The sequence below is a fragment of the Nonomuraea sp. NPDC051941 genome, assembly GCF_044593615.1.
This window is the reverse complement of sequence record NZ_JBIUCF010000013.1, coordinates 81,493-105,949: the sequence shown is the minus strand read 5'-3', so window position 1 is coordinate 105,949 and position 24,457 is coordinate 81,493. Positions and strand designations below refer to the sequence as shown.

Here is a 24,457-nt window from a genome sequence, read left to right as displayed (position 1 = left end):
GAAGGAGGGTTGACCACGGGTCCCACGTAGTGGATAACGGATTCCGACAAAGGGAGTAAACCTGCACTGTTACGGAGACCCCGATGGCAAGCGCGGCTTCTCCCGCATTGGTCGGGCGCGACACCCAGTTGCGGCTGCTCACCGGCGCCATCGCGGAGCCCCCCTCCGTCATCCAGGTGCAGGGCGAGGCGGGCATCGGCAAGACCAGGCTCGTCAGAGCGGCCATCGACCCCCTGCGTCAAAGCGGGCGGACCGTGCTGCTCGGCCACTGCCACCAGATCCGCGAGCCGCTCCCGTACGGCCCGGTGCTCGACGCGCTCCGGGACGTCGCCCCGGCGCTCCCGCCCCAGGACCGGCTCAGCCCGCTCACCGGCGTCCTGCGCGGCCACCTGCCCGAGCTGGCCGGCCACCTCCCGCCCGCCCCCTCGCCGCCGGCGTTCGACGACCCGCGGGCCGAGCGGCACCGGCTGTTCCGGGCCGTCCACGCGCTGCTGGCCGCGGCCGGTCCCGTCGTCCTCGTCGTGGAGGACCTGCACTGGGCCGACGACGGCACCCGTGACCTGCTGCGCTTCCTCACCGACCAGCCGCCCGACGGGCTGGCGCTGGTGGTGACGTTCCGGCGGGAGGAGCTGCCGGTGCCGGGGCTGCCGTTCGGGCACGCGTACCGGCGGACTCCCGGGGTGCGCGGCGAGGTGATCTCGCTGACCCCGCTCGACGTCGAGGGCGTGCGCAGCCTCACCGGCGCGCTGCTCGGCCGGTCGGCGCCGACCCCCGAGTTCGCCGCCCGACTGCACGAACGCACCGCGGGCGTGCCGTTCGTGATCGAGGAGGTGGTGCGCTCGCTGCTCGACGACGAGGGCCGCTTGCCCGAGCCGGACGCGCTCGACCGCATGGCCGTGCCGCTGCTGCTGCGCGAGGCGATGGCCGAACGGCTCGCCGGGCTGTCACCGGCCGCGCTGCGCGTCGTGCGCGCCGCCGCCGTCCTGGGGCTGCCCGCCGACGAGACCTTGATCGCTGCCGTCTCCGCGCCCACCCCGTCCGAGCCCGGGCTGGGCCAGGCGCTGGAGGCCGGCGTGCTGCTCGAGCACAAGGACGGCCAGTACGGCTTCCGCCACACCCTCGCCCAGCAGGCCGTCTACGACACGATCCCCGGCCCCGAGCGCCGCCAGATCCACCACCGGGCCATGACCGCGCTGTCCGGGCTCGACCTGCCGCCCCTCGTCCAGCTCGCCCACCACGCCCGCCGCGCCGGCGACTACGCGGCCTGGCAGCGCCACGGCGCCGCCGCCGCCGACCACGCCGCCGCGCTCGGCGACATCCCGCTCGCCGTCGAGGTGCTCGAAGGGCTGCTCGCCGACCCCAAGCTCCCCCACGACGCCCGCGGCCCGCTGGCGCTCAGGCTCAGCAGGGTCGCCGCCATCGGCCTGTCCCACCGCCGCGTCGTACGCATCCTGCGCCACCTGCTGTCGGACGACTTCCTGTCCCCGCAGGTACGCGGCCAGGCCCGGCTCAACCTGGGCGTGCTCCTGTCCAACCAGGCGGGCGCGGTCGCCGCCGGCCGCCAGGAGATCCTGGCCGCGCTCCCCGACCTGCACGACAGCCCCAGCCTGGCCGCGCGCGGGCTGGCCCTGCTGGCGATGCCCGCGTGGGGCGGCGAGCCGCTCTCCATGCACCAGGAGTGGATGGTCCAGGCGGAGAAGCTCCTCGACGACCGCGACCCCGAGCTGACCGCCGCCGTGCTGGTCAACAAGGTCACGTTCGCCATGCTGATCGGCGCGCCCGACGCCTTCGAGCTGGCCGGAGAGCTGCCGGTCAACGACCCGGCCCCGGCCGTGCGCCGCCAGGTGGCACGCGGCTACTCCAACCTGTACGACGCCGCGGTGGCGCTCGGGCACTACGCGGCGGCCGAGCGGTTCGCGGACCAGAGCAGGCGCATCGCCGAGGAGACCGGCGCGCTCTACCCGGAGTTCCTGCTGGAGATGTCGTCCATCCGGCTCGACCTGCTGACCGGCCGCTGGAAGGGGCTGCGCGAGCGCGCCGTCGCCGCCGTCGAGATGTCCTTCGAGGCGCCGCTGCTGGCGGTGGACGCCCGGCTGACGCTCGGCATGCTGGCCCTGGCCAGGGGCGAGTGGGACGAGGCTGGCGAGCACCTGGAGGCGGCCGGCGTACGCGACCTGGACTCGGGCTTCCTGCCCGTCGCCGCGGCGGCCTCCGGCGGGCTGGTGGAGCTGCACCTGACCCGCGACTCGCCGGAGTCGGCGCTGCGCGAGGCCGATCTGGCGGTGGGCCGGCTCCGGCGCAAGGGCGTGTGGGTATGGGGCGACCAGCTCGTGCCGGCCGCCGTCCTCGCACTGCTCAAGGCGGGCAGGCGGGGCGCGGCGGCGGATCTGGTGGCGGAGTTCGCGGCGGGGATCGAGGGCAGGAACGCGCCGTCCGCGGAGGCCGGGCTGGACGCGGCCAGAGGGGCGCTGGCCCAGGACGCGGAGGAGGCGGCCCGCCACCACGCCAGGGCCCGGAGCGCGTATGAGGCGATGCCGCGGCCGTACGGCGCGGCGCGGGCGGCCGAGGCCGAAGCGGTCGCGCGGTTCGCGTTCGGCGACCGGGCGCGGGCCGCCGACCTCGTCGCCGACGCGGGCGAGCGGTACGCGGCGCTCGGCGCCACCCACGACGCGGCCCGCTGCCGCCACCTGCTGCGCGAGATCGATCCGACCGGGGCGCGGCGCAGGGGCCGGCGGGGCCGCAGCGGGGTGCTGTCACCCCGGGAGAGCGAGGTGGCCAGGCTGGTCGCGCTCGGCCGGACGAACCGGGAGATCGCGGAGGTGCTGTTCCTTTCGCGCCGCACGGTGGACACCCACGTGGCCAGGGTGCTGCAGAAGCTCGGCGTGCGGACCAGGGCGGACGTGCGGGAGCCCCGGCCGGACGACCGGCCGGGGCTCGTGGAGAGCTAGACGGTGATGCTCCAGGAGTCGATGAAGCCGGTGTCACCGGCGTAGACGTCCTCGATGTCGAGCACCCAGGTGCCCGCCGCCTGCTGGCTCACCGGGACGGAGAACGTCCTGGTGCCGTACTGCGTGCAGGTCGTGCCGCCGTACCTGTCGACCGCGTACCAGGTGCCGCTCGGCCCGCGTACCCAGATGTCGAGGTCCTCCGCGCACGTGTGGCTGATCGTGATCGAGATCTGGACAGGTGAGGTCGCGGTGCCCGTCGCGGTGGAGGTGATCGAGCTCTGGGTGTTGTTGAAGTCGGTGATCGGATAGTTGGTGCCATTGGTGAACGTCCGGCCGCCCGAGGTGCTCTGGACGGTCAGCGCGTACGTCGCCGTGTGCGTGGCCGTCACACCGGTGCCCGTCACCGTGACGGTGTAGCTGCCGGCCGGGGTGGTGGCCGCGGTCGAGATCGTCAGCGTGGACGAGCCGCCCGAGGTCACCGAGGCCGGGCTGAACGCGGCCGTGGCGCCGGTCGGCAGGCCGCTGGCCGACAGGTTCACCGTCTGCGCGGTGCCCGCTGTGGTGGTCGTGCCGATCGTGGTCGTCGCCGCCGAGCCCGCCTGCACGGTGCCGGACGCGGGGCTGGCCGAGATCGAGAAGTCACGCGTCGGCGGGTTCGAGCTGACGGTGAGCGCGTACGTCGCCGTGTGCGACGTCGAGCCGGTTCCCGTGACGGTGATGTTGTACGTGCCCGCCGCCGTCGACGAGCCGACCGAGAGCGTCAGCGTCGAGGAGTTGCCCGAGGTCACCGACGACGGGCTGAAGCTCGCCGTGGTGCCGCTGGGCAGCCCGGACGCGCTCAGGGTCACGGTCTGGGCGCTGCCGGAGGTGGTCTGCGTGCCGACCGTGGCCGTCGCCGAGCCGCCGGGAGCCGCGCTGCCGGAGGTCGGGCTGAGCGAGATCGAGAAGTCGCTGGTCGAGGTGCCGCACGCGGGCTCGCCCGAGGCCGCCGCCACGCTGACCGCGCTCCACGCCGCCTTGGTGGTGTTGCACTGGGCGCTGTTGGCGCCGAACAGCTCGATCGCGGCCGCGACAGAGGCGGCGCGGACGTTCGTGTACCGCCAGGACGAGGTCTTGCGGGCCAGCGCGCCCATGTAGATCTTGCCGGCGTTCTGGATGCCGACACCGGTGACCGACGAGGGGCCGCCGGAGCAGATCGGGCTGGACGGCTTGCCGCCGCCGGGGTTGTTGCCCTCGGCCAGCAGGTAGAACCAGTGGTTCAGCGGGCCCGCCGCCGCGTGCACCTCGGTGCTCGGGATCGAGGACGACCAGCAGTTCGGGTCGCCGAGCGCGCTCGGGTTGTACATGTTCCGGATCGGCCCGTCGCCGACCAGGTCGACCTCCTCGCCGACCAGGTAGTCGGCCGGGTCGTTCGGGTTGGCGGCGTACGCCTCGGTGAGCGCGCCGAAGATGTCACCGGTGCCCTCGTTGATGCCGCCGTTCTCGTTGCCCGATCCGGCGCCGCCCGGGGTGGTCTGGAAGATCGCGTGCCCGAACTCGTGCGCCACGACGTCGATGGGGGTCGCCTGCCGGGCGTTGTCCTGGCTGTGGCCGAAGTTGGTGTAGCTGCCGTTCCAGTAGGCGTTCACGTCGGCGAGCCCGACCCGCGCGGGGAAGCCACGGCCGCTGCCGTTGATGCCGCTGCGGCCCAGCCAGTCGCGCAGCATGTCCCACTCGCGCTGCACGCTGTAGAGCGCGTCCACGCAGGCGGTCTCCAGGTTGGTGCCGCCGGCGTTGCCCCACGCGTCGTCGGTGCCGGTGTAGGCGCTGCCGTTCTGGCCGCCGCACTGGATGCCGGGCCTGGACGTGTCGGTCATCGAGTACGAGCTGCCGGAGCCGCTCGTCCCGATGGTGACCTGGCCGTAGTAGTAGCCGTTGCCGGTGCCGGCGCGTACGAGGTCGTACGAGTCGGCGATCTCACCGGTACGCGCGTCCACGAACACGTGCTGGATGCTCGGCTTGCCGTCGGAGATGCCGCTGACCGTGGCGTCCCAGGCCAGCCTCGGCTTCTCGCCCCAGGCCAGGACGACCAGGCGGGGCGCCGCGGTGTCGTCCACGCGCGAGAGCTTGGTCCTGGCGACCTCGGTGGCCTTGGCGGCGCTGACCGTGGCCCTGGTCGGCACGTCGCCCGGGGTCGGGCCCGTCGCCGCGACCGTGTCCCGGACGTTCCCCGCCGCGTCGGTGACCACGACGGCGTCGCCGCCGACCATCGGCAGGCCCTTGTAGGTGCGCTCGTACGACACGTAGAACATGTCGGCCGCGCCCGGGGTGACCGCCACGCGGCTGTAGGCCTCGTCGGGGCCCCGGGTGAGCTCGTCGAGCTGGCTGGAGACGGCCTTGTCGGCCACCTGTGCGGCGAGCGAGGCGGGGTCACCCACGCGCGCCGTCTGCTGCTGCTGCGGTGCGGCTCCCGGAGGGGCGGCGTTCGCGGGCGGCGTCTGTAACGCCAGTGTCGTGGCCGTGGCCACGCCGACGACCGCCGCGAGTAAGGCTTTGCGTTTCACGGCTGTGCTGCTCCTTTCGAAGATCTCCCTCGGGGTCGGCGCGCTTCGTGAGCGCACGACGGCCCGCGCGCCGCACGGGGATCGCCTCGGCGGCGGGATTGCAGGGAGATTGGGGGGTGGAAGCTAGCAGTGCTGTTGCGCCTTGATGCCGCGACGCTAAACGGTCACTCCCGACTGGGAAATACGTATACGCATCGGTAGGTATACCGATAATTCCGTTTCAACTGCTCAGTTGGGGGACAATCGTGGCGTGCAATTCGGCATCCTGGGCCCGCTCCAGGTGCGCTCCCCCGGTGGCGAGCCCCTGGCGATCGGCGGTCCGCGCCCGCGTGCCCTGCTCGCGTTGCTGCTGCTCGACGCCGGCCGGATGGTGAGCGTCGAACGGCTCATCGACGGCCAGTACGGCGACCGGCCGCCCACGGAGGCCGCCAACGCCATCCAGGCGCAGATCTCCCGGCTCAGGCGGAGCCTGCCGGCCGGCCTGATCGAGTTCCACGGGGCGGGATACCGGCTGGCGGTCTCGCCGGACGACGTGGACGCGCACCGGTTCGGGCGGCTGTCCCGCGAGGGGCGCAGGCTGCTGGCGGCCGGCCGACTCCCGGGAGCCGCCTCCTCGCTGAGGGAGGCCCTGGAGCTGTGGCGGGGGCCGGCGCTCGCGGACGTGGCGGACGCGCCGTTCGCGGGGCCGCAGGCGCTCCGGCTGGAGGAGCTGCGGGTGTCGGCCATGGAGGACCTGATGGAGGCCGAGCTGGGCCTGCCCGAGGGCAGCCCGGTGGCCGCGCTGCAGGACCTGGTGGCCGCGCATCCGCTGCGCGAGCGGCCACGCGGGCTGCTGATGCGCGCGCTGGAGGCGGCGGGGCGGCCGTCCGAGGCGCTGACGGTCTTCGACGAGACGCGCCGCCTGCTCGCCGACGAGCTCGGCACCGACCCCTCGCCCGAGCTGGCGGCCCTGCACCTGGCGATCCTGCGCGCCGAGCGGCACCAGGTCCGGCGGGTCGTGCCGCCGGCCCAGCTGAACCGGCTCGTCGGGCGGGAGGAGGAGCTCGCGCGGCTGGCCGCCCTGAGCGGCGTCCGCCTGGTGACGCTCGTCGGCCCCGGCGGCATCGGCAAGACCCGCCTGGCCATCGAAGCCACCCGCCTCCTCCACCCAGGGCCGGCCGCCACCGACGAACGCCCGGAGACGCCCACCACCGACCGGCCCCCGGGCACGACCGCCGCTGACGGGGGCGCGGTGCGGCGTGCCCAGGAGGCGTGTTTCGTGGACCTGTCGCTGGTGGACGGGACCGGGCAGGTGGCGGGCGCGGTGCTGGCGGCGCTCGGGTTGCGCGAGTCGGCGCTGCATGGGCTCCCCGACCCCACCGAACGCCTGGTGGCGGCGCTGGCCGAACAGGAGCTCCTCCTCGTCCTGGACAACTGCGAACACGTGCTCGCCGAGGTCGCCACCCTCGCCCGCCGCCTCCTCGCCGCCGCTCCCGACCTGATGATCATGGCGACGAGCAGGGAGCCGCTGGGCATCACCGGCGAGCACCTGGTCCCGCTGGCGCCCCTGCCCACCGACCCGGCCGTCACGCTGTTCGCCGAACGGGCGGCGGCGGTGCGGCAGGAGTTCGCGGTCGGGCCCGGCAACCTGGACGCCGTCCAGCGGATCTGCGCGGCGCTGGACTGCCTGCCGCTGGCCATCGAGCTGGCGGCGGCCCGGATGCGCACGTTCGGCGTGGAGGAGATCGCCACCCGGCTGGCCGAGCACGACAGGTTCAGGCTGCTGTCGCGCGGCGACCGTACCGCCCCCATGCGCCACCAGACGCTGCACGCCATCGTGGAGTGGAGCTGGAGCCTGCTCGACGCCGAGGAGCAGGCGCTGGCCAGGCAGTTCTCCGTGTTCGCCGGGGGTGCGAGCCTGGAGGCGGTGGAACGGGTGTGCGGCGCGGACAGCGCCGACCTGCTGGCCGATCTGGTGGACAAGTCGCTGGTCGAGACCGACGGCGAGCGCTACCACATGCTCGACACCATCCGCCTGTTCTGCGCGGAGCGGCTGGCGGAGGCGGGCGAGGAGGACCGGCTGAGAGCGGCCCATGCCGCCTGGTTCCTGGAGTTCGCGCGCCGCGCCGACGGGCACCTCTACAGCGCCGAGCAGCTCCGGTGGCTGGCCCTGCTCTCGGCCGACAACGCGAACCTGCAGGCGGCACTGCGGTGGGGCGTCGAGCACGACCCGCCGGGGGCGGCGCGGCTGGTGTCGGCGCTGGCCATGTACTGGTGGCTCAGCGGGCGGCGGGGGGAGGCGACCCCGCATGTCGTGCGCCTCCTCGACGCGACAGGGCCCGAACTGGCCGAGGAGTACGTGCTGGTGGTGCTGCACGCCGTACCCGACGCCGGATCGCCGCACTGGAAGCAGGCCCGCGCGGTCATCGAGTCGCTCGACGGGCCGATGCGGTGCCCGTTCGGCCCGGCCTTGTGGGGAATGATCGTGGGGCCGCCGGAGCCGCAGGGGCTGGCCGGGCGAGTGCTCGCGTCCGACCCGTGGAGCAGAGCACTCGATCGGCTCGGCCGCGCGCTGCTGGCGTTGATGAGTGGCGGGGTCGCGGTAGCGGAGCAGGAGCTGGAGTGGGTGCTCGCGGAGTTCGGCTCCATGGGGGAGCGCTGGGGCAAGGCGCAGGGCCTCGACTGGCTCGGGGTGATCGCGAGCTGGCGCGGTGAGTGGGGACGGGCCATGGCACTGTGGCAGGACGCGGTCGCCCTGCTGGAGGAGCTGGGCGCGGTGGAGGAGTTGGTGGACGTGCTGGGCCGGCGGGCCGACGCGCGCCGGCGGGCCGACGACGTCCGGACGGCACGCGCCGACTCCGAGCGGGCCGGGGAGCTGGCGCGCCGGCTGGGGCGTCCAGAGCTGGTGGCGGCGGTTCACTTGCGGCTGGGCGAGATCGCCCGGTCCGAGGGCGACCTCACAGAGGCCGGCCGCCTGCTCCACGCGGCCCTGGCCGCCTCGGGGAGCGGGGGGTTCACGTCCACGGGGTTCAGGTCGCACGTGCTGACGGCGCTCGGCCGCCTGGCCGAGGCGACCGGCGACGCCGCCGAGGCCACGCGCCGGCACGCGGAGGCCCTGGCCATGGCGCTGAAGTCGCCGCTGACCATCGACCTCGCCGACGCCGCAGAAGGTCTAGCGGGCCAGTGCCTGCTGGACGCCACGGAAGACCCGGCGGGCCGGCAGCTGGACGGCGCGGCGGCGGGCAGCGGACCGGCGGAGCGGGCGGCGGTGCTGCTGGGTGTGGGGGTGGCGCTGCGCGGCATGGCCGTGGCCGGGGATCGGGACGTCGCCAGGATCGCCGCCACCGCCACGGAGGTCCTCGGGCCCGCGGGATTCGCGGCGGCGTACTCCAAGGGGGCGTCGATGAGTAGGGACGACGCGCTCGCCATGCTGCTCGCGACCGCGAGCCCGGACCGCTGACCCAGCCGCTGACCCAGTCGCTGACCCAGTCGCTGACAGGGCCCGCCCCGGCTGTCAGCCGGCAGTCGCCCCGCTGTCAGCGGCGCTCGCGAAGCTGACGGACATGAAGAACACCAACGTCCTCATCTCCGGCGCCAGCATCGGCGGCCCCGCCCTCGCCCTCCTGCTCTCCCGCTACGGCTTCAACGTCACCGTCGTCGAGAAGGCCCCGTCGCTGCGCCCCGGCGGCCAGGCCGTCGATTTCAAGAGCCACACCCACCGCACCGTCCTGACCCGCATGGGGGTGCTCAAGGACATCGAGGCGCTCCAGACCGGCGGCGCCGACCAGGTGATCGTCGACGCGAACGGCCACAAGGTGACGGTCATCCCCGGCGAGTTCATCAGCGGCGAGCTCGAGATCAAGCGCGGCGACCTGTCCAGGGTCTTCTACGAGAAGACGGCGGCGAGCTGCGAGTACGTCTTCGGCGACTCGATCACCTCGCTCACCGAGACCCCCGGTGGCGTGCACGTCACCTTCGAACGCTCCGCCCCCCGCACGTTCGACCTGGTGGTGGGGGCGGACGGCATCCACTCCAACGTCCGCCGCCTCGTCTTCGGCCCCGAGGTCGACCACGTCAAGCACCTCGGCTACTACTACGCCCTGGTCGACGTCGAGGGGGACTTCGGCACGGTCTCGAAGATGTACAACGAGCCCGGCAGGATGGCCGCCGTCGGCGGGCCGAAGGCGCCCGCGTTCTTCGTCTTCGCCTCCGAGCGCCTCGACTACGACCGGTACGACATGCGGCAGCAGAAGGACCTGCTGACCCGTGCCTACGCGGGCATGGGCTGGCAGGGCCCGGCGCTCATGGAGGCGGTGCGCCGCTCCCCGGACGTCTACCTCGACTCCATCAGCCGGACCTCCATCGACCGCTACAGCCAGGGCCGCGTGGTGCTGCTCGGCGACGCCGCGTACGGCAACACTTTGGCCGGCTTCGGCACGGGCCTGGCCGTGGTCGGCGCGTACGTGCTCGCGGGCGAGCTCAAGCGGGCCGGTGGCGATCACCGCGTGGCCTTCGCGCAGTACGAGGAGCAGATGCGCGGATACGCCAAGGTCGCCGAGAAGGGCACTGCGGGCCCCTTCCTCGCCCCCCGCACCCCGAAGGGGATCCGGATGCGGAACTGGCTGTTCAAGTACAACTTCCTGTTCGGTTGGATGATGAAGATGACCGACAAGTTCGCGAACGACATCGTGCTGAAGGAGTACTGAACCTTTCGCGCATCTGCCGCATCCAACCCACACATGAACAAGATTCAGCAGCTTGCCGCCCTGTCCGTGCTGCCCGTCGCCGCGGTCTTGATCGCCCTCCCCGCCCAGGCCGCGGAGCGCCCCGCCTGCCCCGTCCCGACGAAGGCGGAGGTGAAGCGGTCGGGCGACGACAAGGTCGACCAGCCGGCCAGGGGCGCCACCGCCATCAAGGGGGTCCGCGTCAACTACATCCCGAAGGGCTTCACGTACGGCGGGGTCGTCATCAGCAAGCACGACGGCATCAGCGAGTACGGCTACCAGTGGGGGGACGACCGCCCCAACGCGGACATCAAGCAGCGCTCACTCTGGGTCAGGGTCGTGTGCTGGCCGAAGGCGAGCAAGCCGGCGCAGCTCAAGAACGGGCCGTTCGACATGGGGACGTTCTCCGGCGACACCAAGACCGTGAAGATCGGCGGCCGTCAGGTGCTCACCCAGGAGGGTGACGGCGCGCTCGGCGACGGCCGGTACGCGGGCTGGGTCGAGCGCAAGGGGGTCGTCGTCACCGTGATGGCCAGCACGCCCCTCGTCCCCGAGCTGTCGAAAATCATCGAGGGGATCAAGCTCTGAGCAGGCCGACCCCGCCGTCGATGCGCAGCTGCGGGGGGCCGTCCAGAAGGGGGATGTGGGGCTCGTCGTCGCCGATGTGCCAGTCCTGGACGGGCACCAGGCCCGGCCCGATCAGCTCGAACCCGTCGAACAACTCCAGCACCTCGTCCCGCGTCCGGAACCGCGCCTGCGCGGGGGTGCCGGCCGTCGCCATCGTGAGCTGGGCGATCGCCTCGGGGGCGCTTTCCGCCATCCCGTGGGTGGCCACCAGACAGCTGCCCGGCACCATGCGCTTCCTGAAGGCGGCCACGATGCCGCCGGGGTCCTCCTCGTCCATGACGTAGTGGAGCACCCCGACCATCAGCACGCACACCGGCTGTTCGAAGTCGATCAGGCCGGTGACGCTGGGGTCGGAGAGCACGTCTTCGGGGCGGCGCAGGTCGGCCTGGATGCTGGCGACGCCCGGCGAGTCGGCGAGCAGCACCTGCGCGTGCAGCCGCACCACCGGGTCGTAGTCCACATAGACCACCCGGCAGGCCGGGTTCACCGAGCGGACGGTCTCGTGGATGCTGGGCGAGGTCGGGATGCCGGTGCCCAGGTCGATGAACTGCCGCAGGCCCTGCTTCGCCAGATGGCGGACGGCCTCGACCTGGAACCTGCGGTTGGCCCTGGCAACTAGACGGGTGTCCGGGGCGACCGCGAGGAGTTTCTCCGCCACTGCCCGGTCGACCGCGACGTGGTCCTTGCCGCCGAGCAGATAGTCGTACACCCGGGCGGAGCTGGGAACCGTCGGGTCCACTCCGGGCGGAACGCGTTCTAGCTCGGTCACTGGGGGCCGTCTCCTTCCACGCGTGCGACTCCGAACGCCATACTACTCGGCAGTCCCGCACGTAATAGGGCAGATTACGCAGGCAACCTCAAGCCGGGACGGGCAGCCCGAACAGAACAGGTTCTGCCCTGCCCGCCGATCAGGAGAAGCGGGCCAGGAGCCCCTCGGCGGCGGCGAAGCCGGCGACCACGTCGGCCGCCGTGCGCCGCTCGCGCACCATGCCCACGGCCTGCCCCGCGTAGATGCAGGCCGTGTCGAAGTCGCCTTCGGCCCGCGCCGCCGCCTGCCGGGCCGGGGCGTCGTCGTCCGCGGCCAGCTCGTCCTCCCGCCCGGCCCACCGGTCGAAGAACGCGTTGCGCAGTGCCCGCCCGCCGAACTCGGGCGGCCAGTCCAGGCGCTGGGCGATGTCGAAGACCCGCCCGTACGCGGTGCCCGTCTCCTCGGCCGCCAGCAGGCGCTCGGTGGCCGTCTCCGACAGGGCCGTCTCCGCACACCCCATGAAGGCCGTCCCCACCCAGGCCCCTGCGGCACCGGCGGCCAGCACGGCGGCGAGCCCGCGGGCGGTCGAGATGCCGCCCGCCGCGAGCACCGGGACGCTCACCGCTTCGAGCACGCTCTGCAGCAGCGGCAGCGTGCCCACCGCGTCGCGCCCGTGACCGCCCGCCTCGGCCCCGCGCGCCACCACCGCGTCCACCCCGGCCTGCTCGGCGGCGCGGGCCTCGTCGGTCGTGCCCGCCTGGGTGACGACCGTGATGCCCGCCTGCCGGAGCTCCTCCACATAACGTGCGTACGGCCCGAAGCTCACGGAGACGATCGTGGGCCGGAGCTCGAGCACGGCGTCGAACTGGGCCGGGTTGCCGGCCAGCGCCCAGGCCATGAGCCCGATCCCGTACGGACCGCCGCCCGCGACGGCGGCCTCCTTGGTGATCCACTCACCCGTGGCCGCGGCGGCGACCCCGATCATGCCGAGCGCGCCCGCCTCGGAGACGGCGGCGGCCAACCGGCCCGCGCCCACCCCCGCCATCGGCGCCCCCACCACGGGCACCGCCAGGCCGAACCGTTCGGTAAGCCATGTGCGCAAGGTCATCTCCCCATAGAAAACCCCTGTTGGGACCAGTCTTCCAGGCCTTCCCGACCCCCGGACCGGAAAATACAGCCGGATGACCGATGCGCTCGCGGCACACACCTGTGCATCCTGGTGGGGAACGGCTTTCGTTCCGCAGCGGAGAGGAGTCACGAGGGCATGGACAACGCGGCAGGCCGCCCGACCGTGATCTTGGACAATGGCGTGGTCGGCAGGGTCATGCTGGCACATCCCTCCAGGCGCGACCTCGTGCTCGTGCTCGGCATGGACGGCACCCTGCTCAGCTGCCAACTCGACGACATCGCCTGTGTGGTCGGGGGCAAGCCCCTCTGCCGCGACGGCTGACCGGCGGGCCGGAGGTTCTAGGCACCGGTCACGATGCCGCCGATCAGGCTCGCGGCCGCGAAGTCGTTGGTGAGCCGGTTCTTGGTGAGCGCGAACGCGGTGCCGGTCGCCGTGTCGGCCCAGGCCGCGCTGCCGCCCGCCCCGGGCACCCCGAACACCGTCGGGCTCGCCTCGGCGGTCGAGCCCGGGCCTCCGATGCCGTACCCGAGCCCCCAGGTCGTCGGCATGCCGAACACCTCGTCGAGCCCGCTGGAGGCCACCGCCGTCACCTCGCGCAGCCGGCCGGACGGGATCAGCCGCGTCCCGTCCACCTCGCCGAGCAGCGCGGCGTACATCCGCGCGATGGCCCGGGCCGAGGTCTTGCCGCCCGCGGGGATGTCGGAGGACAGGTAGTCGCCGCGGCTGCCCAGCTCGGCGGTCGGCATCAGCGTCATCGGCCCCGCCTTGAACATCGGCAGGTCCGCCGGCATCTCGCCCCACGCCGCCGGGTCCACCGGCGCGTCCTCCAGCCTGGCCAGCCGGTGGTGCTCGGTCTCCGGCATCCCGAAGTAGAGCTCGTCGGCCACACCCAGCGGGCCCGCCACGTCCTCCAGCAGCACCTGCGAGATGGGCTTGCCGGTGACCCGCCGGACGATCTCACCGACCAGGAACCCGAACGTGTACGCGTGGTAGCCCACCTTCGTGCCCGGCTCCCACCACAGCTCGGCGTCCTCCAGCGCGGCGACCATCTTGTCCCAGTCGCAGACGTCCTCAGGCGTGGTGTCGAGCGGCACCCCCGGCACGCCCGCCGTGTGCGACAGCACGTGGCGTACGGTCACGCCCTGCTTGCCGTGCCGCCCGAACTCCGGCCACAGCTCCGCCACCGGGGTGTCATAACCGAACAGCCCTCGCTCGGCCAGCACATGAGCCACGGTCGCGGTGGCGCCCTTGCCGATCGAGAAATTGTAGAAAGGCGTGTCAGCCGTGACGGGCCGCCCGGTCCCGGGGTCGGCTACGCCCGCCACCACATCCACGACCTGGACGCCGTCACGATAGACGGCCACCTGGAGCCCGCGCTCCGCGCCTGACTCGACGAGCCCGTCGGCGGCTTCCTGCACCTGCTGCTGAAGATCACTCATGTCCTGCTCTGTCCTTTTCATCGGTGGAACTAGACGGTACCGTACCCACACAAGTACGGAACTGTCTAGTACTGTGTTCTCGTCGAAGGGCGAAGGGATGGGCATGGCACCGGAAGAGGACGGCCGCACGGCACGCAAGCGCAGGCAGATCATGGATGCGGCCCGGCCGGTGTTCCTGCGCAACGGCTACGTGGGCGCGAGCATGGACGAGGTGGCGGCGCTGGCGTCGGTCTCGAAGCAGACCGTCTACAAGCACTTCACCGACAAGGAGCAGCTGTTCACGAGCATCATCCTCGACACGACGACCCAGGTCGAAGGGCTGGCCAAGCTCATCACCGCTGCGCTCGACGACAGCGAGGACCTGGCGAAGGACCTGGGCGAGTTGGCCCGCCAGTTCCTCGGCGCGCTCATGCGGCCCGACGTGCTCCGCCTGCGCCGGCTGGTGATCGCCGAGGCCGACCGGTTCCCCGACCTCGGCCGCACCTGGTACCAGCAGGGCTTCGAGCGCTCGCTGGAGACCCTGGCCGCCGCCTTCGACCGCCTGGCCACCCGTGGCCTGCTCCGCCCGGACGACCCCGAGCTGATCGCCCAGCACTTCGTGGGCCTGCTGCTGTGGGTCCCGGTGAACAAGGTCATGTTCTGGGGCGGCGGCGACCACTACACCGAGGCCGACCTCGAACGGCTCTCCGAGTCCGCCGTCGCCGCGTTCCTGCGCGCGTACGGGGCCGCCCCGATCGACGGGGCTAGGTCAGATATTTCCTGAGCCCGGCGGCCAGGGCCACGGCCATGCGCTCGCGGAAGCCGGGGTCGGACATCTTGGCCGCGTCGCCGCGGTTGCGCATGTTGCCGCACTCGATGAACACCGCGGGGCGCACGGAGAGGTTGAGCCCGCCCAGGTCGGTGCGGGTCTGCAGCCCGTCCACGCCGGTGTAGGTGGCGTACGGCAGGCCCGTGCCGTCCCGGTAGGCGTTCCTGATGTCCACCCCGAGGCGCCGGGACGGCTTGATGATCTGGTCGTTGTGCCCGGAGACCAGCCCCGGCATGATCACGTGGAAGCCGTGCCCGCTCGGCGCGGCGCCGTCGCCGTGGATCGACAGGACCGCGTCCGCCCTGGCCTCGTTGCCGATGGCGGCCCGCTCGGTGACGCACGGGCCGACGCCCTTGTCGTCGGGCCTGGTCAGCACGACCTTGGCGCCCATCTTCTCCAGGATCGGCCTGAGCCGGCCGGCGACGTCCCAGGTGAAGGCGTGTTCGGGGTATCCGGCGTTCGTCTGCGTGCCGGTCGTGTTGCAGGGCTTCCTGCCGGTGATGATGTCGACCGGGCGGTTGATCTCCGCGGGGTGCGCGGCGTTGCCGCCGTTGTGGCCGGGGTCGATCACCACGATCTTGCCCGAGAGCGCGCCTCCGGCCGGCGTCCGGCTCGCGGACGGCGCCGCGGGCAGCGCCGCCTCCTGCGAAACGGGCACGGCGGTGCCGCACGCCGTGGTCAGCGCGGCCAGCGTGACGACCGCCACGAATCCGGTCCGGTACGCGCACATGATCCCGACCGTACCGGCTGCCGCAGGGCAAACCCAAGACCCGCCTGACCTGCGCGTTCGTGTCGCAGCACAGGTTTCCGGCACCCGAGAATTCCTCATTTTTTTATCTGGCACTTTACCCAAAATCACCATTTTTCCGGACTTAGGGATAAATGGGCCTACCCGGGCGATCACGTTCTTGGTAGATATTTCCGCTGGCGGCCGAACGCCGCCGACCAAAAGCGGGTTGTCCTTTTAAGGCGATAGTGAGCGGACCGATTCAAGGTGCTTGCCGATGATTTCTTCCTCGTCTCATGGGACACGACCGGCACGGGCAAACCCCGCCTCCACGTGCAGGGCGTCGCGCTCGGCCTGGCGGGTGCCCTGATCGGCGAACTCGTGCTGCACCAGAGAATCGCCGTGCGCGGCGTGCGACTGGACGTGATCGACTCCGAGGACGTCACGGACAAAGTGACCAATCGGGTGCTGGCCGATATCGGGGATTCGCCGCACCACACCGACGTGCGCACGTGGCTGGCGTATCTGGCGCAGCGCTCGGTCGATGACGTGGGCGCGCGGTTGGTCGACGCCGGACTGCTGGAGCGCGAGGCCCCCAAACTGCTCAGGCGCAAGCCGCCCCGGTTCTTCTCCACCGACTTCAGCAAGGCCATGTGGCCCGCGACCCGGCTGCGGCTGGCGCTGGTCCGGCACTGGCCGCTGTCGCCGCAGGACATGGCGCTGGCCACGCTGGTGGACGCGTGCGACATGACGGAAACTGTGCTCGACGATCCGGCCGACCGGCGGGTGGCCCGCCGGTACCTGACCACGCTGCCGGCCTCGATGCCCCAGCCACTGCGCGACCTGAGCCGCCAGGTGAGCGCCGCCGTCGGCGACGCCGTACTGACCTACCGCACCTGAACACCCCCCACACCCGGAGGAATCCGATGCTTCCCGTGAAGTCCGGGCCCGACCTCGTCGCCGGCGCGCTCGCCGCCGACCGGCTGGGCGCGCCCTCGGTCGTCTACTTCGTGCTCTCCGCCGCGGCGCCGCTCACCGTCGTCGCGGGCGTGGTCACCACCGCGTACGCGGTCACCGGGATCACCGGGCTGCCCGTCGCGTTCCTGGTGGTCGGGGTGGTGCTGGCGGTCTTCGCGGTCGGGTACGTGGCGATGGCCCGCCACATGGCCAACGCGGGCGCGTTCTACACCTACATCAGCCGCGGCCTGGGCCGGCCCGCGGGCATCGCGGCCGCCTGGGTGGCGCTCATCGCGTACAACGCGCTGCAGGTGGGCCTGTACGGCGCGTTCGGGACGGCGGCCACGCCGCTGCTGGAGCGCTGGCTGGGCCTCACGCCACCCTGGTGGCTGGTCGCGCTGGTCGCGTGGGCGCTGGTCGCGGCCCTGGGCCTGATGCGGGTGGACGTGAACGGCCGCCTGCTGGCCGTGCTGCTGACCGCCGAGGTGGCGGTCATCCTGCTGTTCGACTTCGCGGACCTGGCCCACCCGGCGGCCTCCGGGTTCTCGATGGAGACGCTGTCGCCGGGCGCGCTGTTCGCGCCCGGCGTGGGGGCGCTGCTGGTGATCGCGACGCTGGGGTTCGTCGGGTTCGAGTCGTCCGTGGTGTTCTCGGAGGAGAGCCGGGAGCCGCGCCGTACGGTCCCGCTGGCCACCTACTCGGCCGTGGCGATCATCGCGGCCGTGTACGCGCTGTCGTCATGGGCGATGACGGTCGCCACCGGGCCCGCGGACATCGTGGCCGTCGCGAACCGCGACCAGGCCGACACCATCTTCAAGCTGGCCGGGGCGCACCTGGGCGACGCAGTGGTGGACATCGCCAGGGTGCTCTTCGTGACCAGCCTGTTCGCGGCGATGATCTCGTTCCACAACACCACCGCCCGCTACTTCTTCGCGCTCGGGCGCGAGCGGCTGCTGCCGGCCGTCTTCGGCCGGACGCGGGCACGCAGCGGAGCGCCCAAGGCGGGCTCGATCGCCCAGAGCGTGTTCGGGCTGGCGGTCATCCTGGTCTACGCGGCGCTCGGGCTCGACCCGCTGGTGCAGCTGTTCTTCTACGGCGGCTCGTTCGGCGGGTTCGGGGTGCTGCTGCTGATCTTCGTGACGTCCGTCGCGGTGATCGTCTTCTTCGTCAGGGAGCCGGGCGGGGAGACCCTCGCGCGGCGGGTGATCGCTCCGGTGCCCGCCGCGCTCGCGCTGGCCGTGATGGTGTGGCTGGCGGTGACGAACTTCGCCGCACTGCTCAACGTACCCGAGAGTGATCCGTTGACCTGGATTCTGCCCGGTGTTTACGGGGTAGCTGCGGTAATTGGGGTGATTTGGGCGTTCATCCTGCGTGCCGGACAACCCGCCGTTTACTCACTGGTCGGGATGGGCGCCAAGGCGGCGACCGCCCAGGACGGTATCTGACAGAACGAGAGGAGCCTGGGCGATGAAACAGCAGACGTGGGCGATGCGGCCGGTCATCCGCCACGCGACGGCGGACGACGCGGGACGGGTGGCGGAGCTCATCGCGACCGCGTTCTCCGGGCTGAGGGTGGTGCACTACCTCGTGCCGGAGCGCAGGGAGCGGCACCGGGTCATGACCGCCAACTTCCGGATCCTCGTCGACCACGCCGTCGAGCACGGGGAGATCCACCTCATCGACGACGGGCCCGCGGTGGCGGTCTGGTTCCCGCGCACCGCGCCGCTGCCCGAGCCGCCCGACTACGACCGTCGCCTGGCCGAGACGACGGGCGAATGGGTCGAGCGCTTCCGCGTGCTCGACGAGTTGTTCGAGGCGCACCATCCGGCGGAGCCGTACCACCATCTGGCCTTCCTGGCGGTGCACCCGGACCGCCAGAACGAGGGGCTCGGCTCGGCGCTGCTGCGCTACCAGCACGCCCGGCTGGGCGGCGTGCCCGCGTACCTGGAGGCCAGCGACCCGCGCAACCGCGACCTGTACGCGCGCCACGGCTACCGGCAGAGCGAGCCGTTCGCGCTGCCGGACGGGACGCTGTTCTGGCCGATGCGCCGCCCCGCCTGAAAGTTTCACAGTTTCCGCAGGCCGTTGACGGGACGGCGACGGGAAAGGAGGATCGGAGGGCTCCGATTGGGAGCGCTCCCAACCCCTGAGGACCTCCATGACCCGAAGCCGGGCCGCCTTACTGGCCCTCCTCACCATGGTCGCCCTGTCCCCCGCCACGACGGCACTGGCGGACGAGGGACCCGAGCAGATCGTGAACGGCACCTTCGACTCCGGAACCGCCCCCTGGTGGAGCACCGGCAACACCACCGTCGCCATAGACGCGGGCCGGCTCTGCGCCGACATCCCCGGCGGCACCGCCAACCCGTGGGACGTGATCATCGGCCAGAACGACATCCCGCTGGTGGCGGGCGACACGTACGCGTACCGGTTCAGCGCCTCGGCGACCCCCGCCAAGGTCGGCAAGGCGCTGATCCAGCTCCCGGTGGACCCGTGGACGCAGTACCTGTCGGCGAACCCGGAGCTGAGCGTCTCGGGCAACGACCACTCCTACACGTTCACCGCCCCCGTGTCGCTGCCGAACTCCCAGGTCGTCTTCCAACTGGGCGGCAGCGCCGAGCCATGGAGGTTCTGCATGGACAACGTGTCGCTCAAAGGCGGCGCCGAACCCGAGGTGTACGAGCCGGACACGGGCCCGCGCGTCCGCGTGAACATGGTCGGCTACCTCCCCCAGGGTCCCAAGAACGCCACCGTGGTCACCGCCGCGACCACGGCCCTGGACTGGGAGCTCAAGAACGCCGACAAGCAGACGGTCGCCAAGGGCCGGACCACCCCCAGAGGCGTGGACGCCAGCTCCGGCCAGAACGTGCACACGCTCGACTTCGGCTCCTACCGCAAGCCCGGCAAGGACTACACGCTGACGGCCGACGGTGAGACGAGCCGGCCGTTCGACATCGCCGCGGACATCTACGACCGGCTCCCCACGGACGCGCTGAAGTTCTACTACACCCAGCGCAGCGGCATCGAGATCCTCGACAGCCTCCGGCCCGGCTACGCCCGGCCCGCCGGGCACGCCGGCGTCGCGCCGAACCAGGGCGACGTGAGCGTCCCCTGCCAGCCCGGCGTCTGCGACTACTCCCTCGACGTCAAGGGCGGCTGGTACGACGCCGGCGACCACGGCAAGTACGTCGTCAACGGCGGCATCTCGGTCTACCAGCTCATGGCCGCGTACGAGCGGGACAGGGCGGCCTTCAAGGACGGCCAGCTCGCCATCCCGGAGAGCGGCAACGGCAGGCCGGACATCCTGGACGAGGCCCGCTGGGAGCAGGAGTTCCTGCTGAGCATGCAGGTGCCGGAGGGCAAGCCGTTCGCGGGCATGGCCCACCACAAGATCCACGACCGGAGCTGGACGGGCCTGCCGCTGCTGCCGCACCTGGACCCGCAGCCGCGCGAGCTGCACCCCACCTCCACGGCCGCCACGCTCAACCTCGCGGCCACGGCGGCCCAGGCGGCCAGGCTGTTCGCCCCGTACGACCCGGCGTTCGCGGCCAGGAACCTCAAGGCCGCCCGCAGGGCGTGGGCCGCGGCCAAGGCCAACCCGGCCAGGTACGCCGACCCGAACGACGGCACCGGCGGCGGCGCCTACAACGACGCCGACGTGAGCGACGAGTTCTACTGGGCGGCGGCGGAGCTGTTCATCACGACGGGCGAGAAGGAGTTCAAGGACTTCGTGCTGGCCTCGCCGCACCACACGGGCGACATCTGGCGTGACCGGGGCTTCGACTGGGGCAACACCGCCCAGCTCGGCCGCCTCGACCTGGCCACGGTGCCCAACGCGCTCCCCGACCGGGCGCGCGTGCGGCAGTCCGTGGTCGAGGGGGCCGAGAAGTATCTGGCGGTCCAGCGGGCGCACCCGTACGGGCTGCCGTACAACCCGCCGGACTTCGACTGGGGCTCGAACAACCTGGTGCTGAACAACCTGGTCGTCCTGGCCACGGCGTACGACCTGACCGGCCACGAGAAGTACCGGGCGGCCGTGCGCGAGGGCATGGACTATATTCTCGGCCGCAACGCGCTCAACCAGTCGTACGTGACCGGCTACGGCGAGGTGGCCTCGCACAACCAGCACAGCCGCTGGTACTCCCACCAGCTCGACCCGGCGCTGCCCAACCCGCCGCGCGGCACGCTGGCCGGCGGCCCGAACTCCGGCATCCAGGACCCGCTCGCGCAGCGGTTGCTGAAGGGCTGCAAGCCGCAGTTCTGCTACATCGACGACATCGAGTCGTGGGCGACGAACGAGCTGACCATCAACTGGAACTCCCCGCTGGCCTGGGTCTCCGCGTTCCTGGCCGACAAGAGCGGGCGGTCCGACTGCCGGGTGCGCTACACGGCGCACGGTTCGGGCCAGTTCACCGGCCAGATCGTGATCGAGAACACCGGCAGGCAGACCGTGGACGGCTGGGCCCTGCGCTGGTCCTTCCCTGGCGGCCAGCGCGTCCGGCAGGACTGGGGCGCGGCGCTGTCGCAGTCCGGCTCGGTGGTGACGGCCACGAGCTCCGGCAAGATCAAGCCGGGCAGGTCCGTGACGTTCGGCTTCGTGGCCACGAACCCCTCGGGCCCCAACCCGTCCCCTGAGGTCTTCCACCTGAACGGCGAGCGCTGCGGATGACCCCGCCCGTCCGGCGGCCTCTCCGCGAGAGGCCGCCGGACGTTGCGGACGCTCCGTTGAACGGAATAATCTGGGCCATGCCCAGGGGAACCTCAGAAGTCAGCGAGCCGATGTTCTTCGTGCTCGCCGCCCTACGCGCCGGCCCGCTGCACGGCCACGCGATCAGCAAGTCGATCAAAGAACTGTCGGGCGGGCGGGTCCAGCCGTCGGTCGGCACCCTCTACGGCATCCTGGAGCGCCTGAACGAGCGCGGCGTGATCACCGTGGACCGGGAGGAGACGGTCAACGGCCGCAACAGGCGCTACTTCCGGATCACCGACGAGGGACGGACCCTGGTCGAGGCCGAGGCCAGGCGCATGCAGGAGGCCGCCTCCCTCGTGCTGCGCCCCATCACATGACCGCCACCGTGCCCCAGCCCATGACGTCCCTCGAACGGCGTTACCGCCGGTTACTGCGGGCATACCCGAGGCAGTATCGCGCGGCGCACGGCGACGAGCTGGTCGACGTCCTGCTGGAGTCGGCCGGCCCCGGCAGGAACGTCCCGGTGCCCAAGGAGGCGTGGGGCCTGCTGGTGGGCGGCGTGCGCAGCCGGATCGTCCACCTGGCGACGGGCAGCGCGTGGGAGGACGGCCTACACCTGGGCATCACGGCCGTGGCCGCCGCGAACCTGGCGGCACTGCTCCCCTACGCGGGCGCGGTGCCGCTGTGGACGCTGCTGTCGGCGCTCGCGCTGCTGGCCGTCCTGCGCGGACGGCTGCCGGTGGCGTTCCCGCTCACGCTCGTCGCGGGTGTGAAGGCGGTCGCGGTCGCGGGTGGCTGGCAGATGTTCGAGCCGACGCTGATGCCGGTGTACCCGTCGGTCCTCACCGGGCGTGCCCTGTTCCAGGACAGCAGCCCCTTCGCCGTGGCCTTCGGGTACGCGGTGGTGCTGCTCGGGCTGCTGGTGCTCATGGCGAGAAGGCGGGAGACGCCGCGGATCCGGTCATGGTGGTGGCCGGCGGCCGTGGTGGCCGTCGCGTGGGCGGGCCCCCAATGGATGGAGGAGGGCACCTGGTATCCGCTCAGCCTGAGCCGGCTGGCGACGGAGGCGGCGGTGTTCGGGCTGGCCATAGCGGGCTGCTATCTGGCGCGCGACCACCGGTGGGCGCTCGCGTCGGGCATCTACCTGCTGGTGAGATCGGTCGAGCTGTCCATGAACGCCGATTCCCTGACCAGGCAGCACCTGGCCTACTGGGGCGTGCTGGCCGTGCTGGCCCTCGGGGCCGCCTCCGTGCCGTTCCGGAAGCGGCGGCACTGCCTGGATTGACCATGCTCCGTTAAACGGAGTATGGTCTCTCGCCATGACGAGGAAGACGCTGCCTACCGCGCTGCTCGCCCTGGCCGTCCTCTGCGGCTGCGGGGGCGCCGCAGAGACCGCCGCCGCCCCGCCCTCCCCCAGCGCGGCGGCGGCAGCCAAGGACAAGAAGCACCAGCTCGAAGCGGCCAAGGCCGACTGCATGAAGCAGAAGGGCTTCAAGTACGTCGCGTGGGTGAAGCCGGAGCAGCCCCAGAGCGACGAGGACCGCCGCCGGGACGCGGGCGACTACCAGGCCATGAAGAAATATCGCGAAAAATACGGCTTCGGGGTCTTCGCCGAGTTCATCTACCCCAAGGAGATGAACGCCCCGGCGGCCCAGAGAGAAAGCCCCAATCAAGATCCGAACATGAAGATCCAAGAGGCGCTCTCCGAGGCTCAACTGGGCGCCTACCACAAAGCCAAGGACGCCTGCATGGTCACGGCGGGCAAGCAGGTCCTCGGCGTGACCTTGAAGTCGAGCCTCGACTACTACAACCAGATAGCCCTGACCAGGAAGCGCGCGACCGCCGCCACGCTCGACAGCGACCCCAAGCTGGTGGAGCTGGCCGGCGCCATGGCCACCTGCCTGAAGGGCAAGGGCTACGCCGTCACCGACACCGGGCCGACGGCCATGGCCAAGCGCGGCCAGGACGCGTTCTACAAGGAGCAGGACAAGGTGGGCCGGGAGCAGGACGACAGCGTGCCCGATGTCGCGCCTCCGGCGAAGAAGGGCGAGAGCCAGCCGATCAACATGCCGTCGCTCACCGCCGAGCAGGCCCGGCCCCACCTGGCCAAGGAGATCAAGGCCGCGCTCGACGACCTGGAGTGCGGCAAGGACTTCTACCCGGTCTTCGCGCCGCGCAAGTCGGCGATCGACGCGCAGGTCAGGGCCCAGTTCGCCTACTGACACCCAGGATCGGAGGACGGACTTCGCCATGCTCACCAGACTCACCGTGACCGCCACCGCCCTGCTGGCCCTGGCCGCGCTCTCCGGGTGCGGGGGCGCCACCGAGAGCGCCGCGCCCACGCCCGGCTCGACCGCCGAGGGCAAGGAGGTTCAGCTCGAGGCGGCCAAGGCGGACTGCATGAAGCAGAAAGGCTTCAAGTACGTCGCGTACGTGACGCCGCACAAGCCGGGCACCGAGGACGACAAGAGCCGCGCTTCTGGCAACTACCAGGCGATGCGGAAATATCGCGAAAAATACGGCTTCGGGGTCTTCGCAGAGTACATCTACCCCGACACCTTCAACACCCAGGCCGGCAGCCCCGAGAGCAACCCGAACGGGAAGATCCAGTCGGCGCTCTCCAAGGCGCAGCTGCAGGCGTACCGGAAGGCGATGGACGCCTGCCAGGTCTCGGCGGCCAACAAGGTCCTCGGCCTGAAGCTGGAGTCGACGGAAGACTTCTACGACGCGCAGTTCAAGGCCTCCGTCCGGGTCCGCAAGAGCAAGCTGAACACCGACCCCGACCTGGTCGAGCTGGCCACCGCCATGGCCACCTGCCTGAAAGGCAAGGGCTACGCCGTCGGCGACACCGCGCCGGTCTCCATGTCCGATCAAGGACAGAAGACGTGGCAGCTCAAGCAGGACAAGCTGGGCCGGGAGCAGATGGACGACGTGCCCGACGTCGCTCCCCCTGCCGAGGACGACCAGGTGCCGATGTACTACGTGCCGACGCTCACCCCCGAGCAGGCCAAGCCATACCTGGCCAAGGAGATCAGGGCGGCGCTGGACGATCTGGAGTGCGGCAAGGACTTCTACCCCGCCTACCTGCCGAAGGAATGGGCGGTCCAACGGCAGGTCAACGCCCAGTTCGGCATGTGA

At 71.7% G+C, this 24,457-nt stretch carries 19 protein-coding genes; 14 read left to right on the top strand and 5 right to left on the bottom strand.

Going from position 1 to position 24,457, the window contains the following annotated elements; translation table 11 throughout:
• Positions 1–83 precede the first annotated feature (83 nt).
• Positions 84–2,948, top strand: coding sequence for an ATP-binding protein (locus ACIHFD_RS22715; RefSeq protein ID WP_397368585.1), 2,865 nt, complete (start codon positions 84–86; stop codon positions 2,946–2,948).
• Here the strand turns inward: ACIHFD_RS22715 and ACIHFD_RS22710 are convergent.
• Complete coding sequence (locus tag ACIHFD_RS22710) at positions 2,945–5,491, bottom strand: M4 family metallopeptidase (protein WP_397368584.1); 2,547 nt, start codon at positions 5,489–5,491, stop codon at positions 2,945–2,947. The genes ACIHFD_RS22715 and ACIHFD_RS22710 overlap by 4 nt on opposite strands.
• A gap of 250 nt (positions 5,492–5,741) precedes the next feature.
• Between ACIHFD_RS22710 and ACIHFD_RS22705 the strand changes: the two genes are divergently transcribed.
• The 3 genes from ACIHFD_RS22705 (at position 5,742) to ACIHFD_RS22695 (ending at position 10,782) form a co-directional block, all read left to right on the top strand.
• Positions 5,742–8,930, top strand: coding sequence for a BTAD domain-containing putative transcriptional regulator (locus ACIHFD_RS22705; RefSeq protein ID WP_397368583.1), 3,189 nt, complete (start codon positions 5,742–5,744; stop codon positions 8,928–8,930).
• Between the two features lie 103 nt (positions 8,931–9,033).
• Positions 9,034–10,176, top strand: a complete 1,143-nt coding sequence (locus ACIHFD_RS22700) for an FAD-dependent monooxygenase (protein ID WP_397368582.1) — start codon at positions 9,034–9,036, stop codon at positions 10,174–10,176.
• A 33-nt stretch (positions 10,177–10,209) separates the two neighbouring features.
• Entirely contained in the window at positions 10,210–10,782 is a 573-nt protein-coding gene (locus ACIHFD_RS22695; protein WP_397368581.1) for a hypothetical protein, read from the top strand.
• Here ACIHFD_RS22695 and ACIHFD_RS22690 read toward each other — a convergent pair.
• Both ACIHFD_RS22690 and ACIHFD_RS22685 read right to left on the bottom strand, forming a co-directional pair.
• The gene (locus ACIHFD_RS22690; protein WP_397368580.1) at positions 10,772–11,590 is read right to left on the bottom strand and encodes an SAM-dependent methyltransferase; all 819 of its coding nucleotides are present in this window, start codon (positions 11,588–11,590) and stop codon (positions 10,772–10,774) included. The genes ACIHFD_RS22695 and ACIHFD_RS22690 overlap by 11 nt on opposite strands.
• Positions 11,591–11,729: 139 nt before the next feature.
• Positions 11,730–12,671, bottom strand: a complete 942-nt coding sequence (locus tag ACIHFD_RS22685; RefSeq protein ID WP_397368579.1) for an NAD(P)H-dependent flavin oxidoreductase — start codon at positions 12,669–12,671, stop codon at positions 11,730–11,732.
• A gap of 162 nt (positions 12,672–12,833) precedes the next feature.
• On the opposite strand from ACIHFD_RS22685, the gene ACIHFD_RS22680 reads away from it, so the two are divergent.
• Positions 12,834–13,019, top strand: a complete 186-nt coding sequence (locus tag ACIHFD_RS22680; RefSeq protein WP_345000866.1) for a hypothetical protein — start codon at positions 12,834–12,836, stop codon at positions 13,017–13,019.
• Between the two features lie 17 nt (positions 13,020–13,036).
• On the opposite strand, the gene ACIHFD_RS22675 is transcribed toward ACIHFD_RS22680, so the two are convergent.
• Positions 13,037–14,137, bottom strand: coding sequence for a serine hydrolase domain-containing protein (locus tag ACIHFD_RS22675; RefSeq protein WP_397368578.1), 1,101 nt, complete (start codon positions 14,135–14,137; stop codon positions 13,037–13,039).
• Between the two features lie 103 nt (positions 14,138–14,240).
• Between ACIHFD_RS22675 and ACIHFD_RS22670 the strand changes: the two genes are divergently transcribed.
• Positions 14,241–14,900, top strand: a complete 660-nt coding sequence (locus tag ACIHFD_RS22670) for a TetR/AcrR family transcriptional regulator (protein ID WP_397368577.1) — start codon at positions 14,241–14,243, stop codon at positions 14,898–14,900.
• On the opposite strand, the gene ACIHFD_RS22665 is transcribed toward ACIHFD_RS22670, so the two are convergent.
• Positions 14,881–15,675 (bottom strand): N-acetylmuramoyl-L-alanine amidase, encoded by a 795-nt coding sequence (locus tag ACIHFD_RS22665; protein ID WP_397368576.1) that lies wholly within the window; start codon positions 15,673–15,675, stop codon positions 14,881–14,883. The genes ACIHFD_RS22670 and ACIHFD_RS22665 overlap by 20 nt on opposite strands.
• A 264-nt stretch (positions 15,676–15,939) precedes the next feature.
• On the opposite strand from ACIHFD_RS22665, the gene ACIHFD_RS22660 reads away from it, so the two are divergent.
• The 8 genes from ACIHFD_RS22660 to ACIHFD_RS22625 all read left to right on the top strand — a co-directional run bounded on the left by ACIHFD_RS22660 (position 15,940) and on the right by ACIHFD_RS22625 (position 24,457).
• The gene (locus ACIHFD_RS22660; protein ID WP_397368575.1) at positions 15,940–16,572 is read left to right on the top strand and encodes a GPP34 family phosphoprotein; all 633 of its coding nucleotides are present in this window, start codon (positions 15,940–15,942) and stop codon (positions 16,570–16,572) included.
• A 26-nt stretch (positions 16,573–16,598) separates the two neighbouring features.
• Positions 16,599–18,074, top strand: a complete 1,476-nt coding sequence (locus tag ACIHFD_RS22655) for an APC family permease (protein WP_397368574.1) — start codon at positions 16,599–16,601, stop codon at positions 18,072–18,074.
• Between the two features lie 22 nt (positions 18,075–18,096).
• The gene (locus ACIHFD_RS22650) at positions 18,097–18,690 is read left to right on the top strand and encodes a GNAT family N-acetyltransferase (RefSeq protein ID WP_397368573.1); all 594 of its coding nucleotides are present in this window, start codon (positions 18,097–18,099) and stop codon (positions 18,688–18,690) included.
• Between the two features lie 97 nt (positions 18,691–18,787).
• A complete protein-coding gene (locus ACIHFD_RS22645) occupies positions 18,788–21,298 on the top strand; it encodes a glycoside hydrolase family 9 protein (protein ID WP_397368572.1) in 2,511 nt (836 codons plus the stop codon).
• A gap of 77 nt (positions 21,299–21,375) precedes the next feature.
• Positions 21,376–21,696: a PadR family transcriptional regulator gene (locus ACIHFD_RS22640; RefSeq protein WP_355193748.1), complete on the top strand. Its 321-nt coding sequence runs from the start codon at positions 21,376–21,378 to the stop codon at positions 21,694–21,696.
• On the top strand, positions 21,693–22,604 hold the full coding sequence (locus tag ACIHFD_RS22635) for a hypothetical protein (protein ID WP_397368571.1): 912 nt from the start codon (positions 21,693–21,695) through the stop codon (positions 22,602–22,604). Before ACIHFD_RS22640 ends, ACIHFD_RS22635 begins: the two co-directional genes overlap by 4 nt.
• A 34-nt stretch (positions 22,605–22,638) precedes the next feature.
• The gene (locus ACIHFD_RS22630) at positions 22,639–23,541 is read left to right on the top strand and encodes a hypothetical protein (RefSeq protein ID WP_397368570.1); all 903 of its coding nucleotides are present in this window, start codon (positions 22,639–22,641) and stop codon (positions 23,539–23,541) included.
• Positions 23,542–23,569: 28 nt separating this feature from the next.
• On the top strand, positions 23,570–24,457 hold the full coding sequence (locus ACIHFD_RS22625; protein WP_397368569.1) for a hypothetical protein: 888 nt from the start codon (positions 23,570–23,572) through the stop codon (positions 24,455–24,457).

Coding starts and splice junctions, on each gene's coding strand:
- ACIHFD_RS22635 (WP_397368571.1), top strand. CDS start 21,693: ATGACCGCCACCGTGCCCCAGCCCATGACGTCCCTCGAACGGCGTTAC.
- ACIHFD_RS22670 (WP_397368577.1), top strand. CDS start 14,241: ATGGCACCGGAAGAGGACGGCCGCACGGCACGCAAGCGCAGGCAGATC.
- ACIHFD_RS22625 (WP_397368569.1), top strand. CDS start 23,570: ATGCTCACCAGACTCACCGTGACCGCCACCGCCCTGCTGGCCCTGGCC.
- ACIHFD_RS22645 (WP_397368572.1), top strand. CDS start 18,788: ATGACCCGAAGCCGGGCCGCCTTACTGGCCCTCCTCACCATGGTCGCC.
- ACIHFD_RS22655 (WP_397368574.1), top strand. CDS start 16,599: ATGCTTCCCGTGAAGTCCGGGCCCGACCTCGTCGCCGGCGCGCTCGCC.
- ACIHFD_RS22675 (WP_397368578.1), bottom strand. CDS start 14,137: ATGAGTGATCTTCAGCAGCAGGTGCAGGAAGCCGCCGACGGGCTCGTC.
- ACIHFD_RS22695 (WP_397368581.1), top strand. CDS start 10,210: ATGAACAAGATTCAGCAGCTTGCCGCCCTGTCCGTGCTGCCCGTCGCC.
- ACIHFD_RS22700 (WP_397368582.1), top strand. CDS start 9,034: ATGAAGAACACCAACGTCCTCATCTCCGGCGCCAGCATCGGCGGCCCC.
- ACIHFD_RS22640 (WP_355193748.1), top strand. CDS start 21,376: ATGCCCAGGGGAACCTCAGAAGTCAGCGAGCCGATGTTCTTCGTGCTC.
- ACIHFD_RS22650 (WP_397368573.1), top strand. CDS start 18,097: ATGAAACAGCAGACGTGGGCGATGCGGCCGGTCATCCGCCACGCGACG.
- ACIHFD_RS22680 (WP_345000866.1), top strand. CDS start 12,834: ATGGACAACGCGGCAGGCCGCCCGACCGTGATCTTGGACAATGGCGTG.
- ACIHFD_RS22630 (WP_397368570.1), top strand. CDS start 22,639: ATGACGAGGAAGACGCTGCCTACCGCGCTGCTCGCCCTGGCCGTCCTC.
- ACIHFD_RS22715 (WP_397368585.1), top strand. CDS start 84: ATGGCAAGCGCGGCTTCTCCCGCATTGGTCGGGCGCGACACCCAGTTG.
- ACIHFD_RS22665 (WP_397368576.1), bottom strand. CDS start 15,675: ATGTGCGCGTACCGGACCGGATTCGTGGCGGTCGTCACGCTGGCCGCG.